The 15,481-nt window shown below is 62.2% G+C and carries 13 protein-coding genes and 1 pseudogene; 9 read left to right on the forward strand and 5 right to left on the reverse strand.

Going from position 1 to position 15,481, the window contains the following annotated elements:
* The first annotated feature begins 110 nt into the window (after positions 1-110).
* The 7 genes and pseudogenes from SGN16_RS15280 to SGN16_RS15310 all read left to right on the forward strand — a co-directional run bounded on the left by SGN16_RS15280 (position 111) and on the right by SGN16_RS15310 (position 5,317).
* Complete coding sequence (locus SGN16_RS15280) at positions 111-1,277, forward strand: ABC transporter substrate-binding protein (RefSeq protein WP_335945531.1); 1,167 nt, start codon at positions 111-113, stop codon at positions 1,275-1,277.
* A gap of 27 nt (positions 1,278-1,304) precedes the next feature.
* Positions 1,305-2,294, forward strand: a complete 990-nt coding sequence (locus SGN16_RS15285) for a YVTN family beta-propeller repeat protein (RefSeq protein ID WP_335945532.1) — start codon at positions 1,305-1,307, stop codon at positions 2,292-2,294.
* On the forward strand, positions 2,291-3,022 hold the full coding sequence (locus tag SGN16_RS15290) for an ABC transporter ATP-binding protein (protein ID WP_210638866.1): 732 nt from the start codon (positions 2,291-2,293) through the stop codon (positions 3,020-3,022). Before SGN16_RS15285 ends, SGN16_RS15290 begins: the two co-directional genes overlap by 4 nt.
* Positions 3,019-3,810 carry an ABC transporter permease gene (locus tag SGN16_RS15295; protein ID WP_210638867.1) on the forward strand — a complete coding sequence of 264 codons (792 nt, stop codon included), beginning with the start codon at positions 3,019-3,021 and terminating at the stop codon, positions 3,808-3,810. Before SGN16_RS15290 ends, SGN16_RS15295 begins: the two co-directional genes overlap by 4 nt.
* Positions 3,810-3,938 (forward strand): annotated as a pseudogene (locus SGN16_RS15300) (DUF4381 domain-containing protein); the annotation flags it as partial. The gene SGN16_RS15295 and the pseudogene SGN16_RS15300, both read left to right, overlap by 1 nt.
* Before the next feature lie 124 nt (positions 3,939-4,062).
* Positions 4,063-4,596 carry a PQQ-dependent catabolism-associated CXXCW motif protein gene (locus SGN16_RS15305; protein ID WP_210638868.1) on the forward strand — a complete coding sequence of 178 codons (534 nt, stop codon included), beginning with the start codon at positions 4,063-4,065 and terminating at the stop codon, positions 4,594-4,596.
* A gap of 55 nt (positions 4,597-4,651) precedes the next feature.
* Complete coding sequence (locus tag SGN16_RS15310) at positions 4,652-5,317, forward strand: response regulator transcription factor (RefSeq protein ID WP_210638869.1); 666 nt, start codon at positions 4,652-4,654, stop codon at positions 5,315-5,317.
* 135 nt (positions 5,318-5,452) lie between these two features.
* Here SGN16_RS15310 and nahK read toward each other — a convergent pair whose 3' ends face one another.
* The 5 genes from nahK to SGN16_RS15335 form a co-directional block, all read right to left on the reverse strand.
* Entirely contained in the window at positions 5,453-8,095 is a 2,643-nt protein-coding gene (nahK, locus tag SGN16_RS15315) for a hybrid sensor histidine kinase/response regulator NahK/ErcS' (protein WP_246883010.1), read from the reverse strand.
* Entirely contained in the window at positions 8,025-9,188 is a 1,164-nt protein-coding gene (gene nosP, locus SGN16_RS15320; protein ID WP_135845338.1) for a nitric oxide-sensing protein NosP, read from the reverse strand. The genes nahK and nosP overlap by 71 nt, the downstream gene beginning before the upstream one ends.
* Positions 9,189-9,424: 236 nt before the next feature.
* On the reverse strand, positions 9,425-10,609 hold the full coding sequence (locus SGN16_RS15325) for a porin (protein WP_210638871.1): 1,185 nt from the start codon (positions 10,607-10,609) through the stop codon (positions 9,425-9,427).
* 392 nt (positions 10,610-11,001) lie between these two features.
* Positions 11,002-12,276 (reverse strand): glucarate dehydratase family protein, encoded by a 1,275-nt coding sequence (locus SGN16_RS15330; RefSeq protein ID WP_210638872.1) that lies wholly within the window; start codon positions 12,274-12,276, stop codon positions 11,002-11,004.
* On the reverse strand, positions 12,273-13,670 hold the full coding sequence (locus SGN16_RS15335) for an MFS transporter (protein WP_335945533.1): 1,398 nt from the start codon (positions 13,668-13,670) through the stop codon (positions 12,273-12,275). The genes SGN16_RS15330 and SGN16_RS15335 overlap by 4 nt, the downstream gene beginning before the upstream one ends.
* Before the next feature lie 108 nt (positions 13,671-13,778).
* Here SGN16_RS15335 and SGN16_RS15340 point away from each other — a divergent pair, with 108 nt between their 5' ends.
* Positions 13,779-14,675: a LysR substrate-binding domain-containing protein gene (locus tag SGN16_RS15340; protein ID WP_335945534.1), complete on the forward strand. Its 897-nt coding sequence runs from the start codon at positions 13,779-13,781 to the stop codon at positions 14,673-14,675.
* A gap of 303 nt (positions 14,676-14,978) precedes the next feature.
* Positions 14,979-15,413: a nuclear transport factor 2 family protein gene (locus SGN16_RS15345; protein WP_335945535.1), complete on the forward strand. Its 435-nt coding sequence runs from the start codon at positions 14,979-14,981 to the stop codon at positions 15,411-15,413.
* Positions 15,414-15,481: the final 68 nt, after the last annotated feature.

The raw sequence follows: 15,481 nt of genomic DNA on the forward strand, positions 1-15,481 counted from the left end.
CCGGCCGCCAAGGCGAGTTACTACCTTGGTACTGCCCCGGCGGTACTTTCTACATATTTCCCCAGGCCCCCTGGCTTCCTATGCTGGCGCTACCCGCAATGGAGGATGTCATGCGCCGGCTCGTCAGTTACGCCTTGGTTTCTCTGCTGGCAGCGGCAACCGCTCACGCTGGCGATGCCACACCGCTGCAAGTGCGCATCGGCTACCTGGGTTATCGCCCCGACTCCGGCCCGCTGCTGTCCAACGTCATTGCCGAACCGGTCGACGCCGGGCTGCGCGGGGCTGAGCTGGCGATCATCGACAGCAACAGCACCGGGCGCTTTCTCAAACACGACTACCGCCTGGAAAGCGCCAACGTCGATAGCCCCGAAGCACTGCTCCAGGCCGCCCGCACCCAACACGACCAAGGCCTGCGGCTGTTCGTGGTCAACGCCCCGGCCGCGAGCCTGCGCCAGCTCAGCGCCGCCCTGCCCGACAGCCTGCTGTTCAACGCCGGTAGCCCCGACGACAGCCTGCGCACCACCGACTGCCTGGGCAACGTGCTGCACAGCCTGCCCGACCGAGCCATGCTCGCCGATGCCCTGGTGCAGTTCAGCGTGGTACGCAAGTGGCAGCGGGCCTTGCTGATCGTCGGCCAGACAGCCGAGGACCAGGCCTATGCCGCCGCATTGCGCCGGGCCATGAAACGCTTCGGCATGAGGATCGTCGCCGAGAAGGCCTGGCAGTTCGACAACGACCAACGCCGCAGCGCCCAGGCCGACATGCCGCTGTTCACCCAGACCGCCGAATACGACGTGGTGCTGGTGGCCGATGAGCGCGGCGACTTCGGCGAGTACGTGCCCTATCAAACCTGGTACCCGCGCCCAGTGGCCGGCACCCAAGGGCTGACCCCCACCGGTTGGCACAAGACCGTGGAAACCTATGGTGCGGCGCAGTTGCAAAAGCGCTTCGAAACCCTGGCCGGGCGCTGGATGAATGACCGTGACTTCGCCGCCTGGATCGCCGTGCGCAGCATCGCCAGCGCCGTGGGCAAACTGCGCCAGGCCGAGCCGCTCGCCATCCGCCAACTGGCCCTCAGCGACCAGTTGCCGCTGGATGGGTTCAAGGGCCGCAAGCTCAGCTACCGACCGTGGAACGGCCAACTGCGCCAACCGATTCCCCTGGTCCAGCCGCGGGCGTTGGTCAGCACCTCGCCCCAGGAGGGTTTTCTACACCCCACCAATGAAATGGACAGCCTGGGCTACGACCAGCCCGAAGTGAGCTGCCGTTACCCCTGATCGATAACAACAATAAGGAAAACCGCCATGCGCCGCTCCCTGATTTGCCCGGCCCAGCTCTGCCAAGCCCTCGCCCTGGGCGCTGCGCTGCTCGTCGCCGGCCCTGCCGCCGCGAGCACTGCCTGGGTCTCCAACGAGAAAGACAACAGCCTGAGCCTGATCGACATGCAAAGCCTGGAAGTCATCGACACCCTGCCGGTGGGCCAGCGCCCCCGTGGCTTGTTGCTGTCCCACGACAACCGCCTGCTGTACATCTGCGCCAGCGATTCGGACCGGGTGCAGGTGATGGACGTCGCCACGCGCAAGATCATCAAGGAACTGCCCTCCGGCAAAGACCCCGAGCAGTTCGCCCTGCACCCCAACGACCGCTGGCTCTACGTTTCCAACGAGGACGACGCCCTGGTCACGGTCATCGATACCCAGACCTCCGAAGTGCTGGGCCAGATTGGCGTGGGTGTCGAGCCCGAAGGCATGGCCGTCAGCCCCGATGGCAAGTGGGCGGTCAACACCAGTGAAACCACGAACATGCTGCACTGGATCGACACCAGCACCCAGACCCTGGCCGACAACACGCTGGTGGACCAGCGGCCGCGTTTCGTCGAGTTCAGCCACGATGGAACCCAACTGTGGGCATCGGCGGAGATCGGCGGCACTCTGACCATTCTCGATGTCGCCACACGCAAGACCCTCAAGACCCTGACCTTCCAGATCAAGGGCGTGCACCCTGACAAAGTGCAGCCGGTGGGCATCAAGCTCAGCGCCGACGGCAAGCTCGCCTTCGTCGCCCTGGGCCCGGCCAATCATGTGGCGGTCATCGACGCCAAGACCTTCGAAATACTCGATTACCTGCTGGTGGGCCGACGGGTCTGGCAACTGGCATTCACCCCGGACCAGAGCCAGCTGCTGGCAACCAATGGCGTGAGCGGCGATGTTTCGGTGATCGATGTACAGAGTCGCAAGGTGCTCAAGTCGGTGAAGGTCGGGCGTTATCCCTGGGGCGTGGTGGTGACGCCATGAACGCCCTGGAGGTCAGCGAGCTGTGCTTCGCCTATGGGGCACGCGAAGCCCTCAAACAGGTCAGTTTCAGCTTACCCGCCGGGCGCTTCGCCGCGCTGCTGGGGCCCAACGGCGCCGGTAAGTCGACGTTGATTGCCTTGCTCACGCGCTTGTACGACGTGCAACGCGGAGATATCCGTGTCGGCGGTCATTCCCTGCAGCAATCACCGCGAGCGGCGCTGCGCCAGTTGGGCGTGGTGTTCCAGCAGAGCACCCTGGACCTGGACCTGAGTGTCGAGCAGAACCTGCGCTATCACATCGCATTGCATGGTTTGTCGCGGCGGCAGGGCGCCACCCGGATCGACGCCGAACTGGCCCGCCAGCACCTGACGGAGCGACGCCACGAGCGGGTGCGCGATCTCAACGGCGGCCATCGACGCCGGGTGGAAATCGCTCGGGCCCTGTTGCATGAACCGCGCCTGTTGCTGCTGGACGAGCCCAGTGTCGGCCTCGATCCGGCCAGCCGCCTGGCCCTGGGTCAGCACATTCGCCAGCTGTGCCGCGAGCATGGCATCAGCGTGCTCTGGACCACTCACCTGCTGGACGAAGTGCAGCCCAGCGACGACCTGCTGATCCTGCACCAGGGCCGCCTGGTCGCCAGTGGCCGCGCCGATGCCGTGAGCCTGGAACATGGCGGCAGCCTCGGCTCGGCCTTCACGCACTTGACCACCTCGGGAGTTCAGCCATGAGCGCGTACTGGTATTGTTTCAGCGGCATCGTGACGCGCGAATGGCTGCGTTTCGTGCTGCAACGCACACGCTTGCTCAGTGCCCTGGTGCGGCCGCTGCTGTGGCTGCTGGTGTTCGCCGCCGGCTTTCGTGCGGCGCTGGGCATCGCCATCATCGCGCCCTACGACACCTACATTCCCTACGAGGTGTACATCGTGCCCGGGCTGGCCTGCATGATCCTGCTGTTCAACGGCATGCAAGGTTCGCTATCGATGGTCTACGACCGGGAAATGGGCAGCATGCGCGTGTTGCTGACCAGCCCCCTGCCCCGGGCTTTTCTGCTGGCAAGCAAGTTGCTGGCGACCTCGTTGATCTCGCTGCTGCAGGTCTACGCCTTTCTCGCCATTGCCTGGTTGTACGGGATCCAGCCGCCGACCATGGGCCTGCTGCTGGCCCTGCCGGCCCTGTTGCTGGTGGCGCTGATGCTCAGCGCCCTGGGCTTGCTGCTGTCCAATGCCATCCGGCAGTTGGAGAACTTTGCCGGGGTGATGAACTTCGTGATCTTCCCGATGTTCTTCCTGTCTTCGGCGCTGTACCCGTTATGGAAGATGCTCGAAGCCAGCCCGTGGCTGTATTGGCTGTGCGCGGTGAGTCCGTTCACCCATGGCGTGGAACTGGTGCGTTTTGCCTTGTACGAACAGTTCAACCTGTTGGCGATGGCGGTATGCCTGGGCTTGACCCTGGTGTTTGCGCTGCTGGCGGTGTGGACGTTCAATCCGCAGCATGCGGCGTTGCGTAAGGCGAACTGATCCAGCCCACACAAGCCTTCCCTGGTGGATGGATTCCTGTGGGAGCGAGCTTGCTTGCGATAGCGGTGCGTCAGTCAACATCGTTGCTAAATGATCCGCCGCCATCGCGAGCAAGCTCGCTCCCACAGGGTTCTGTGCAGGATCCATCGCCTCAAATTACGACTTTAGTACTGGTTTTCCTGTCTATGGTCGCATTCACAAGACCTCCCACCCTGGCATGTAATGGGCGCATAACAAAAAGGATAAATTCCTATGCCCCGTTTGCTGGCCATCGTCCTGCTGGGCCTGTCGCTGAATGTCGCGCAGGCTGACACTGCCCTGTTTTCCCCACAGGGCTACCGTATTGCGTTGTACCGCAGCCCGACGCCTGCCGCGGTGGACGGTGCGCAGGTGCTCGACACCCAGGCCCTGCAACAACTGCTCGGGCAAACACCGCCCCCGGTACTGATCGACGTTTACCGCCGGCCCTGGGTCCAGGGGCAGTTCATCGATAACGAGCCTCACGCCAACCTCCCCGGCAGCCTGTGGCTGGCCAATACCGGCGACGGTGACCTCGACCCGACCTGGCAGGCGTACCTCTCCTATCATCTGCGCAAAGCCACCTCCGGGCGGTCGGACCAACCGCTGGTCTTTTATTGCCGCGCCGATTGCTGGCTGAGCTGGAACGCGGTAAAACGCGCCGCTGCCATGGGCTATAACCATGTGTATTGGTATCGCGACGGCCTCGATGCGTGGGAAGCGGCCAACCTGCCCCTGCAGGCAGCGCGGCCCGAACCCTTTCCCTGACCGCACGCGTGCGCCCAACTGCCCCACCCACACGACAATAACGAGGTGAATGGCCATGTATAAGATCCTGATAGCCGACGATCACCCACTGTTTCGCGAAGCCATCCACAACGTCATCAGCGACGGATTTCCTGGCAGCGAGGTGATGGAAACCGCCGACCTGGACAGCGCCCTGGCGTTGACCCGCGAACACGACGACCTCGACCTGATCCTGCTGGACCTGAACATGCCCGGCATGCACGGGCTCAATGGCCTGATCAACCTGCGCAACGAGGCGCCAACCATTCCTGTGGTGATCGTCTCCGCCGAGCAAGACAAGCAGATAGTGTTGCAGGCCATCACCTATGGTGCGGTGGGCTTCATCACCAAGTCCTCGCCTCGCTCGCAGATGACCGATGCCATCGAACAGATTCTCAACGGCAACGTGTACCTGCCACCTGACATCATCCGCACGCAAAAAAGCCCGATGGGCCGACGCCTGAATGAGAACCCGAGCTTTCCACCGGAACTGCTCCAGGCCCTGACCCGCAAGCAGCTGCTGGTGCTTGAGCGCATGACCAAAGGTGAGTCGAACAAACAGATCGCCTATACGCTGGACATCGCCGAAACCACGGTCAAGGCTCACGTCTCGGCCATCCTGCGCAAACTCAATGTGCACAACCGGGTACAGGCGATCCTCAGTGCCGGGGATATTGATTTCGGGGCTTATTTGCGGCGTTGAAAGGCACCGCATCGTAGCTGTATTGATCGTTCCCACGCTCTGCGTGGGAATGCCACCTGGGACGCTCCGCGTTCCGCTTCTGGAAGGTGACGCAGAGCGTCACAGGATGCATTCCCACGCAGAGCGTGGGAACGATCAATGGCCGTGGGTCTGGCCCAACAGATGACTCATCGCAATCTTGAGCTTCATCGGCCGCACCGGCTTGTGCATCAGGGTATGGCCCAGTTCGCGGATCTGTTGCTTGAGTTCGTTGCTGTAGTTGGCGGTGATCATCATCGCCGGGATCGGTGAGGCCCGGCGGGCATTGATCCGGGCAACGGCGTCGACCCCGTTCTGCTCATTGTCCAGGTGATAGTCGGCGATCAGCAGATCCGCCTCGGCATGGTAATTGTCCACCTGGCGTGCCAGGTCCTGCTCCGACAATGCGGTCACTACCCGACACCCCCAGCCTTCCAGCAAGGTCCGCATGCCGGCGCAGATCGCCGCGTCATTATCCAACACCCAGACCCGCGCTCCGCGCAAACGCTCGAGCATCGGTTCGCTCATGTCCAGGCACGGCAACGGCTTGGGCGCGGTGGCGCTGAGGGGGACTTCGATGGCGAACATCGAGCCCTTGCCCGGCCACGAACGCACCTGGATCCGGTGCCCGAGGATACCGGCGATTTTCTCGACAATCGCCAGCCCCAGGCCCAATCCGCGGTCCTGGTCCGGGCGCTGTACGTCGCCGCGCTTGAACTCCTGGAAAATTTCCTCCAGACGGTTTTCGGCGATACCGATGCCGCTGTCCCAGACTTCGATCGACAAACGCTGGCGATGTCGCCGACAACCCAACACCACCCGACCACTGGGGGTGTAGCGAATGGCATTGCTCAGCAGGTTGCGCAGGATCCGCGCCAACAGCTGAATGTCACTGCGCACCAGGGCCGAACATGGCACAAAGTGCAATTCCAGCCCTTCGCTGCGGGCCACCTGGACATATTCGGCGGCCAGGTTATCGAGCAACTCGCTGAGGGCGAATGGTGCGATGTCAGCCTTGATCACCCCGGCATCGAGCTTGGAAATGTCCACCAGGGTGCCCAGCAGGTTTTCCACGTCCTGCAGCGAATGGCTGACATTGCGCACCAGTTGTGCGTTCGCCACCGGTTCGCGGCGTTCGAGCAAGGCGCTGGTGAACAACCGCGCGGCATTGAGCGGTTGCAGCAGGTCATGGCTGACCGCCGCGAGGAATTTGGTTTTCGACAGGTTGGCCTGCTCGGCCTCGCGCTTGGCCTCGCGCAGGCGCAATTCCACCCGACTGCGCTCGTCGATCTCGCGCAGCAACTGATCATTGAGGGTGGTAAGTTCGGCGGTGCGTTCCTGCACGCGCTGTTCCAGGTTCTGATAAGCCTGGTGCAGCGCCTCGGCGGTGCGGCGGCGCTCGGTGATGTCGCGGATCAGCACGAAGATCCCCACCACCTCGCCGTTGGCCAGCCGGTTGGGCACATAGGAACGCAGCATGTAGCGTTCCTGGTTGTTGATGTTGGTTTCGGCGAACTCGAATGTCACGCTCTCACCGGCCAAGGCCCGGGCGACGTAAGCCTCCAGGCGTTGGTAATGCTGCTCGCTGTGAGCCTCGCGCAAGCTCTGGCCGAGCATCACCCCGCGCGGCCAGCAGTACCATTGTTCGTAGACCTTGTTGGTGAACTCGTAGACCAGGTCAGCGTTGAGGTAGGCGATCAACGCCGGCACATGGTCAGTGATCAAACGGATCCAGCGTTCACTTTCGCTCAGGGCCTCGGCGTGTTGGTAGCGCTCGGTGATGTCGGTAAAGGTGTTGACGTAACCGCCGGTGGGCAGCGGATGGGTACGAATCTCCAGGACCCGGCCATCGGAGAGGCGCTGTTCGCATTCGTGGATCAACCGCCCGTTGCTGTCGCGACTGGCTGGGGTTAGCAGGCGCAGTTCGCTGTCGGCGATGACCTCGCTGAACGACCGATGGGCCGCCACCGGTGCCAGGCCGCTGAGTTCCAGGAACCGGCGGTTCCAAAGCTCCAGTACGCCTTGGGCGTTGACCATCGCCACGCCCTGGGAGAGGTTGTCGACCGCGCGCTGCAACAAGTGGGATTTCTGTGCGATGGCCTGCTCGCGGCGCACAGTTTCACTGAGTTTGACGTCGGTGATGTCGGTAAACAGGATCACCCGCCCGCCTTCCTGGGTCGGTCGCTCGCTGACTTGCAGCCAGCGACCGTTCTGCAAGCGATACAGCACGTGTTCGTCGGCCTGCCCCCGGGGCTCTTCGCTGAACAAGCCGTTGGCGGTCATCAAGCGCTTGACCTGCGACAGGCGCATCCCGGCGATGATCCGCACCCGGCTGTTGGCCCAGAACGCCTTGAAACGGCTATTGAACAGGACGATGCGTTGCTGCTCATCGAACAGCACGAACGCGTCGGAAATGCTCTCGATAGCGTCGATCAAATGCCGGTGGGCGGTTTCCGCCCGCAGCCGCGCCTCACCCAGCAAGTGATTGCCAGCCTTGAGCTCGGCCATGGCCTGGTTCAGTGCGTCGGTACGCTCGCGAACCTGTTCGGCCAGCACCACCGAATGCTGGAATGCCGCATACGGGTCGTTGCCCCGGGTCACGCCGGACTCCACCCGTTCGATCAGCGCAGCGTTGATCCGCCGCAGCTTGTGGTTGTCGTGCTGCAGGCTGGCGATCTGCGCCTGCAGCTCAGCGATGGCCGGGGACGCGATGGCGGGCAATGGCAACTCCGGTAAAGGTCTGGTTGATGTGCATGCCATTGAACTGTTCTCCGTAGGTGTTGAAACCCATCACCCGTTGTTCGCGCAGGAACTGGCCGATCTGTTCCAGGCCGCCACGGTCTTCGAGTTCCAGGCGCCTGAGGAAACAGTCACAACCGATGGTCAGCAGCAAGTCGCCGAGGCGTGCCTGCAAGCCGTCGAACAGGTTTTGCAGGTTGTCCAGCAAAGGTCCCGGGGTCATCGCGGTAAGGACGATGCCGTTCTCCACCGCACAGTAGAAGCTCAGGCTCAGGTCCGGGTGTACCTGCTGGATGGCCCTCACGTAGTACTGGTCATTGATACGCACCGCCAGCGGATGGGCGGCGAAGACCCGGTAATCGAGTGCGCTCACCGGCACGCCGATGTGCCGGGCGTATTCTTCGGCGGCAGGTTCGGCGTTGAGTTCATAGACCCGTCGTGAAGCGCTGTCGGCGCCAGTCACCACCAGTTTTTCTTCCCGAGGCAGGATGTGATGGGTGGTGAACACTTCGAATTCCAGCCAGGTGTTGATCAGCAGCACCACGGCCGCGCCACTGTGGAACTGGCCTTCGAAGTACACATGGGTGTGGGTCAGGTAATTATCGTCGCCGGCCGAACCGCCAAAATGCGGGATGTCCCCAAGTGCGGCACTCAGGGCCGCCAGGACCATTTCCTCGCGGCTGGACAGGCCGTCAAGCAGGGTCAAGGCGAAGCTGTGGCCCTTGATCGGTGCCAGAGCGTTGCTGCGGCAACCACTGGCCAGCCGCTCGACCATTTGCTGGGCGTCGATCAGGCTGAAGTGTTCCATTTCGCCGATCAGTTCGGCGGCGATGGAAAAATGCCGATGATCGAAGCCCACTGCGGTCACGCAGTTGCGACCATAACCCTGGGCGGTGATTTCCCCGGCGCTGGTGCAGCCCACCAGGCGAATCCCACCGAAACTTTGGGACAGCGCCTGGCCGAGAGCCGGCAAGTTGTATTCGGCGGAACAGAAAAACAGCACGAAACCCAGGTGCGGGTGCAACAACTGTCGCGCCAGCTCCTGGGCCACTTGCTGGACGTCCGTGGCCTGGGACATGGCGCTCACCACACCTTCGCTCTGGGCCTTTAGCATCTTCGCCTCCGACGGTGCGTGATAGGAACCTTGAGTGTACGAAGCCGCGCCCGCGGCACGAATGCTACTTGGGTAGCGGGTGGGCGCTTCCATGGGAGGAGAACAGTGGCGGCCCTGGCCGCGATGCGCACGGCTGGGGCCACCACAAAACACTCGGACTTTGCCTGGAATGCCCTTGTGGCGAGGGGTTTTATCCCCTCGCCACAAGGGTATGCTTTTCGCTCGGCGAATTGCCCTTACCAGGTCAACACCGCCCCCACTGCAAAGGTATCGGTGTCTTCATTCTGCGCGCTGGTGTCGTGGCCGTTGATTTCGAACTGGTTGTATTCGGCCACGAGCTTGAGGTTGTCGTTGACGTCATGAAACAGCGCGATGCCACGGGTTTCGTAATCGGCGCCGCTGCCCACCACGCCATTGCCATCGTCGTCGGTCTTGCCGTAGGACAGCGCCAGGCGGTTCTTGCCCAACTTGTAGGAGCCCTGCAGCAGGTAGCCCTTGCTGTCGACGTTGCGCAACGTGGCTTCGCCAGCGTTGTTGGTGAAGAACGGGTTGATGCCCTTGGCCTGGAACCCGGAACCGGTGAGCGACAGCCCGCCCATCTTCGCCTGGACGCCATAACCCAGGCCTTTGGAGGTCACCGATTCGACGGTGGAGTCGGTGTTGTCCGAGGTCTGGTAGCTGCCGTTGAGCCAGCTGTAGATCTTCGCCCCGGCGAGGTCGAACTGGTAGGTGATCTCGCTCTCGGTGCGAGGGTTTTCCTGGTAGGCCTTGCCGGTGGCGCTGTTGTCGTTGGTGTCCACCGGATCCATGATGCCCACCGCCACTCGCAAGCCGTCTATCACCGGGGTGCGGTAAGTGATCTGCGAGGTTGGGAACGGATAAGGGTAACCGCTGCCGATGTTGCCGAACGAGACACCACCGCCGTCCACCAGCCCCAGGGTGTCGCTGACTTGGCCGTAACCGGCCAGCAGTTCATCGAGCAGGATGTTGGAGCGGGCGAACAGGCCGAAGTCCTTGCCGATCAATACCTCGCCCCACTCTGGGTTGGCGACGGTACCGTAGAATTGCCGCACATCGATGGCGGTGTCGGTGCCGTTGGTTTCACTGTCGTTGATGGTCACCCAGAACGAGGCGCGGGCACCGAGCTTGAGGTCATCGACCTGCTTGCCCATGTTGAAGCCCAGGTAGTTCGGCAAAAAGCCCATCTTGACCCGCGCCTGTCGACGGTCGTACTGATCCCCTGCCCGGTCCACGTCACTGTTGACATAGAAGGCGTTGATGTAGCCGTCAGTGGAAAAGGTGGTCTGGTCTTTGTCGTACAGCATGATTTCGGCCTGGGCCCAAGGCGTCAGGCCCAGGGTCGAAAGACCGGCGATGACCGCAGGCATAAAACGCTGGCGAATATTTTTATTGTTGTGCATGGCGCGCTCCGCAACATGAGACGGGATGTCGGAGGCGATTATCGAAAGGCGCCAGGCCGCGTCATACGCTGCCTTGGAGGCAATTGGCGAATGCTTTGGAAGCGCCGGCCCAGCGCGGCAGTTTGGGTGTAAGACCCCGATGCCGCCGGGCGCGAGACTTTGGGTGTGGGTCGGTTGTCCTGCCAGTTGATCGTTGGGTGGCCACCCACCCTGTGAGAGCGAGCTTGCTCGCGATGGCGGCGAACCATTCAGCATTGATGTCGACTGACACACTGCTATGGCGAGCAAGCTCGCTCCCACAGGGTTTCGCGCAATATTGTTTGGATGGCAAGGCTCTTGTGGCGAGCAAGCTTGCTCCCGCTGGCCTGCGCAGCAGGCCCTGCGCCTTGGGCTCAGAACCTCGGCTTGACGGTTTTCCAGTCCGGCCGGTAGCGCTGCATCTGCCGCACATCGTCACGCTGGCGAATACCGCAACTGAGGAACTGGTCATGCAGCTTGCCCAGTTGATCGCGGTCCAGCTCCAAACCCAGGCCCGGCGCCCGGGTGATTTTCACACAGCCGTCGACGATCGGCAGCTTGCCGCCCTTGATCACTTCCTCATCCGGCTCCTGCCACGGGTAATGGGTGTCGCAAGCGAAGTCCAGGTTCGGCACCGCCGCTGCCACATGGGCCATGGCCATCAGGCTGATACCCAGGTGCGAGTTCGAATGCATCGACACGCCCAGGCCGAAGGTGCTGCACATTTTTGCCAAGGCTTGGGTGTCCCGCAGGCCGCCCCAGTAATGATGGTCGGCCAGCACAATCTGCACGCTGTTCAACGCTACGCTGCGACGGAACTCATCGAAATCGGTGACCACCATGTTGGTCGCCAGGGGCAGGCCCGTGCGTTTGTGCAGCTCGGCCATCCCCTCCAGCCCCGGGGTCGGGTCTTCGTAATACTGCAAGTCATCGCCCAGCAGTTCGGCCATGCGAATCGAGGTTTCCAGGGACCAGTTGCCATTGGGGTCGATGCGCAACGGGTAGCCGGGGAACGCCTGCTTCAACGCCTTGATGCACGCCACTTCATGCTCCGGATCGAGGGCGCCAGCCTTGAGCTTGATGCTCTTGAAGCCATAGTCCTGGATCATCCGTCGGGCCTGGGCGACGATTTGCTGTTCGTTGAGCGCCTCGCCCCAACTGTCCGGCGGATACGGCGAATCGATGTGCTCGGCATACTTGAAAAACAGATACGCGCTGAACGCAATCTCCTCGCGAATCGCGCCGCCCAGCAGATCCACCAGCGGCACATTCAAGTAATGGGCCTGCAGGTCCAGAAAGGCCACCTCGAACGCCGAATAGGCATTGCTCACCGCCTTGCTCGCATGGGAACCCGGTGCCAGTTCGGCCCCGGCGACGCTGACCGGTTTATGGGCGGCGACGGTGGCTTGGACGATGGCTCGCAACTGATTGAGGTTGAACGGATCCAGGCCGATCAACTGGTCCTGCAGTTGCTGCTGGATCGCCAGGGCCGGCGCATCGCCGTAGCTCTCGCCCAGGCCGATGTAACCGTTGTCGCTCTCGATCTCGATGATCGAGCGCAGCGCGAACGGCTCGTGGATGCCGCTGGCGTTGAGCAAAGGTGGGTCGCGAAAGGCGATGGGTGTGACGGTGACGCGTTTGATCTTCATACAACGGCTCCCGATGGGCCAGGGTTCAAGGCTTGACGTGTTTGCGGCTGATCGGCTTCGGCAACGGTTTCGGGCCGGCCGGACAGTGAATTCGGGGTGTCGCGCTTGGGCGCGGTGCGGGCGAAAAAGATCACCACGGCGGCGACGAGCGAGGTGATGGCCAATCCATACAGGCCGCCCTCGATGGAGCCGGTGGTCTGCTCCAGGAATCCGAACGCCGTGGGCGCGACGAAGCCGCCGAGGTTGCCGATGGAGTTGATCAGGGCAATCACCGCCGCCGCGATACGGGCATCCAGATAGCCCTGGGGAATCGGCCAGAACAACGCCGACGCCGCTTTGAAACCGATGGCGGCAAAACAGATCGCGACGAAGGCGAAAATCGGCCCGCCGGTGGTGGACATGAACATGCCAAACGCCGCGATCACCAGCGTCACCGCGACCCAGGCCTGCTGGAACTTCCATTTGCCCGCCAGGGCGGCGAAACCGTACATCGCGACGATGGAAATGATCCACGGAATGGAGTTGAGCAAGCCGACCTGGAAGTCTCCCAGGTTGCCCATTTTCTTGATCATGCTTGGCAACCAGAACGTGGCGCCGTAAATCGTCAGGGCGATGGAGAAGTAGATGAAGCAGAACAGCGCGATCTGCCGGTCGGCCAGTAACTTGAACATCGACGGCTTGATCACCTGCGCGGCTTCTCGGGCCCGTTGTTCTTGAGCAATGGCGGCGATCAGCACGGTTTTCTCGTCGTCGGTCAACCATTTGGCCTGGCTCGGATGGGATTGCAGCCAGAACCAGACAAACCCGCACAACACGATGGAAGCAAAGCCCTCGATCAGGAACATCCACTGCCAACCGTGCAGGCCCAGTCCACTCAGATGCAGCAATGCGCCAGACACCGGGCCGGAGATCACCGAGGCGATGGCGGAACCGCTGAGGAAAATCGCCATGGCCTTGCCGCGTTCATTAGCGGGCAGCCATTGGGTGAAGTAGTAGATGATGCCGGGGAAGAACCCCGCCTCCGCCGCGCCGAGGATGAAGCGCAGCACATAGAAGCTGGTTTCGCCGCGCACAAAGGCCATGGCCATGGCCGCCGCGCCCCAGGTGAACATGATGCGTGTCAGCCAGGCCCGGGCGCCGTAGCGCTGCAGGAGCATGTTGGACGGCACTTCAAACAGTGCGTAGCCGACGAAGAACAACCCGGCACCCAGCCCATAGGCGGCGGCGCCGATGCCCAGGTCGGTTTCCAGGTGGCTGCGCACAAAGCCGATGTTGACCCGGTCGATGTAGTTGACGATGAACATCACCACCACCAGCGGCAGTACATGACGTTTGACCTTGGCCGCTGCGAGCGCCAGGGTGCTGTCATGGGTGGAGTCCGTTACGTTATTCAAGGGGTGCCTCCCGATCATTGTTTTTGTGGGGAACGGGGCGATGATGGACGCGGCGGATTGTTCCCGTCTAATCTAACTTGGCACTTGATTGATACCCGGATTGAATCAATGTTTGAACTAGCCCAGCTGCGCTGCTTCACCACGGTGGCGACCGAACTCAACTTCCGTCGCGCCGCCGAACGCCTGAACATGACCCAGCCACCGCTGAGCCGGCAGATCCAATTGCTGGAACACCACCTGGGTGTCGAACTGTTCACCCGCAGTACCCGCAGCGTGGCGCTCACCGCCGCCGGCCGGGCGTTTTTCATCGAGGCGCAGAACCTGCTGGAGCAGGCACAGCAAGCCGCCGTCGCCGCCCGGCGGTTCGCCCAGGGCGACATCGGCTCGGTCACCATCAGCTTCGTCGGCAGCGCGGTGTACGAGTTCTTGCCCAAGGTCATCGCCGAGGCCCGGCTGAAACAGCCCCAGGTCAAAATCGTCCTGGCGGAGATGAACACTTACCAGCAGCACGAGGCCTTGCGCGCCCGGCGCATCGACCTGGGTATCGTTCGTTCGCCGCTGCTGGAAACCGGTTACGCCACCGAGTGCCTGGTGCGCGAGCCCTTCGTCCTGGCGGTGCCTGCCGGCCATCCGCTGGCCAGTGCCGAGACCGTGGGCGTCCAGGATCTGGACGGCCAACCGTTCCTCATGTACTCCCACTCCGCCTACCCGCCCTTCAACGAACTGCTCACCGGCATGCTTCGCTCGGCCCGAGTCGCACCGCAATTCGTGCAATGGCTGGGGTCGTCGCTGACAATCCTGGCGCTGGTCAACGCCGGCATGGGCCTGGCGCTGGTGCCGCGTTGCGCCACCAGTGTGGTGTTCAAGCACGTGGTGTTTCGCGAGATCGACCTGGGCGAAGGGGTGCAGAGCGAGTTGCACCTGGTGTGGCGCCAGGACAACGACAACCCGGCGTTTACCATGTTGCTGGATGGGATTCGGGGGGCGGTTCGGGAGGGGTTGTGATCGCAAGCCACTGTATGTTTGATCGTTCCCACGCTCCTGCGTGGGAACGTCGCCAGGGACGCTCCGCGTTCCGCTTCTGAAGGTGACGCAGAGCGTCACGGGATGCATTCCTACGCAGAGCGTGGGAACGATCAAAATTCCCCCTACCACATTGACCCAGGCTTGGCTGCCGATTTTCAGTCGATCCAGGTTAAGCAACTGCTCGCCTATTCCCGTCGCCCCAAACAAGTTATACGATGACCGACGAGAGCAAGGCAAAACCGCTCTTCAGTGCCCGATACCTACAAAAATAAGGAAATCCCCATGAAAAAAACCACACTGGTCATCAGCTTCCTGTGCCTGTTCAGCGGCTACGCAGCGGCAGCCACTTCATCGCCCGAGCAAGACGTGGCCCAGGCCGTCGACCACCTGACCCAGGCCATGCTGCACAAAGACATCCCACAACTGCAGGCACTGGCCGCCGAGCACCTGACCTACGGGCACTCCAGCGGGAACATCCAGGACAAGAAAGCCTTCATCGCCGACATCGAAACCGGCAAGAGCGCGTTCAAGACCCTGGAAATGAAGAACCAGAAAATCACCCTGTCTGGCGATGTGGCGCTGGTGCGTAACCACTTCTCAGCGCAGGCGCTCAAGGGCACTGAAGTGGTTCCCACTGAAATCGAGAACTTCCAGATCTGGCAGAAGCAGAAGAATGGCAAGTGGTTGCTGATTGGTCGTCAGGCGTTTCGGTTCTGATATTGGGTTGACTCAGGTGTTTTCTGTGGCGAGCTTCTGCTGAGCGCTTCGCACTCAGGCGGGAGCAA

This window comes from Pseudomonas sp. G166, from assembly GCF_037027455.2.
GTDB lineage: Bacteria > Pseudomonadota > Gammaproteobacteria > Pseudomonadales > Pseudomonadaceae > Aquipseudomonas.

Excerpts from the sequence above, each read along its gene's own strand:
- SGN16_RS15330 (WP_210638872.1), bottom strand. The coding sequence starts at position 12,276 with ATGAAGATCAAACGCGTCACCGTCACACCCATCGCCTTTCGCGACCCA.
- SGN16_RS15310 (WP_210638869.1), top strand. The coding sequence starts at position 4,652 with ATGTATAAGATCCTGATAGCCGACGATCACCCACTGTTTCGCGAAGCC.
- SGN16_RS15280 (WP_335945531.1), top strand. The coding sequence starts at position 111 with ATGCGCCGGCTCGTCAGTTACGCCTTGGTTTCTCTGCTGGCAGCGGCA.
- SGN16_RS15345 (WP_335945535.1), top strand. The coding sequence starts at position 14,979 with ATGAAAAAAACCACACTGGTCATCAGCTTCCTGTGCCTGTTCAGCGGC.
- SGN16_RS15285 (WP_335945532.1), top strand. The coding sequence starts at position 1,305 with ATGCGCCGCTCCCTGATTTGCCCGGCCCAGCTCTGCCAAGCCCTCGCC.
- SGN16_RS15290 (WP_210638866.1), top strand. The coding sequence starts at position 2,291 with ATGAACGCCCTGGAGGTCAGCGAGCTGTGCTTCGCCTATGGGGCACGC.
- SGN16_RS15325 (WP_210638871.1), bottom strand. The coding sequence starts at position 10,609 with ATGCACAACAATAAAAATATTCGCCAGCGTTTTATGCCTGCGGTCATC.
- SGN16_RS15295 (WP_210638867.1), top strand. The coding sequence starts at position 3,019 with ATGAGCGCGTACTGGTATTGTTTCAGCGGCATCGTGACGCGCGAATGG.
- SGN16_RS15340 (WP_335945534.1), top strand. The coding sequence starts at position 13,779 with ATGTTTGAACTAGCCCAGCTGCGCTGCTTCACCACGGTGGCGACCGAA.
- nosP (WP_135845338.1), bottom strand. The coding sequence starts at position 9,188 with ATGCTAAAGGCCCAGAGCGAAGGTGTGGTGAGCGCCATGTCCCAGGCC.
- nahK (WP_246883010.1), bottom strand. The coding sequence starts at position 8,095 with ATGGCATGCACATCAACCAGACCTTTACCGGAGTTGCCATTGCCCGCC.
- SGN16_RS15305 (WP_210638868.1), top strand. The coding sequence starts at position 4,063 with ATGCCCCGTTTGCTGGCCATCGTCCTGCTGGGCCTGTCGCTGAATGTC.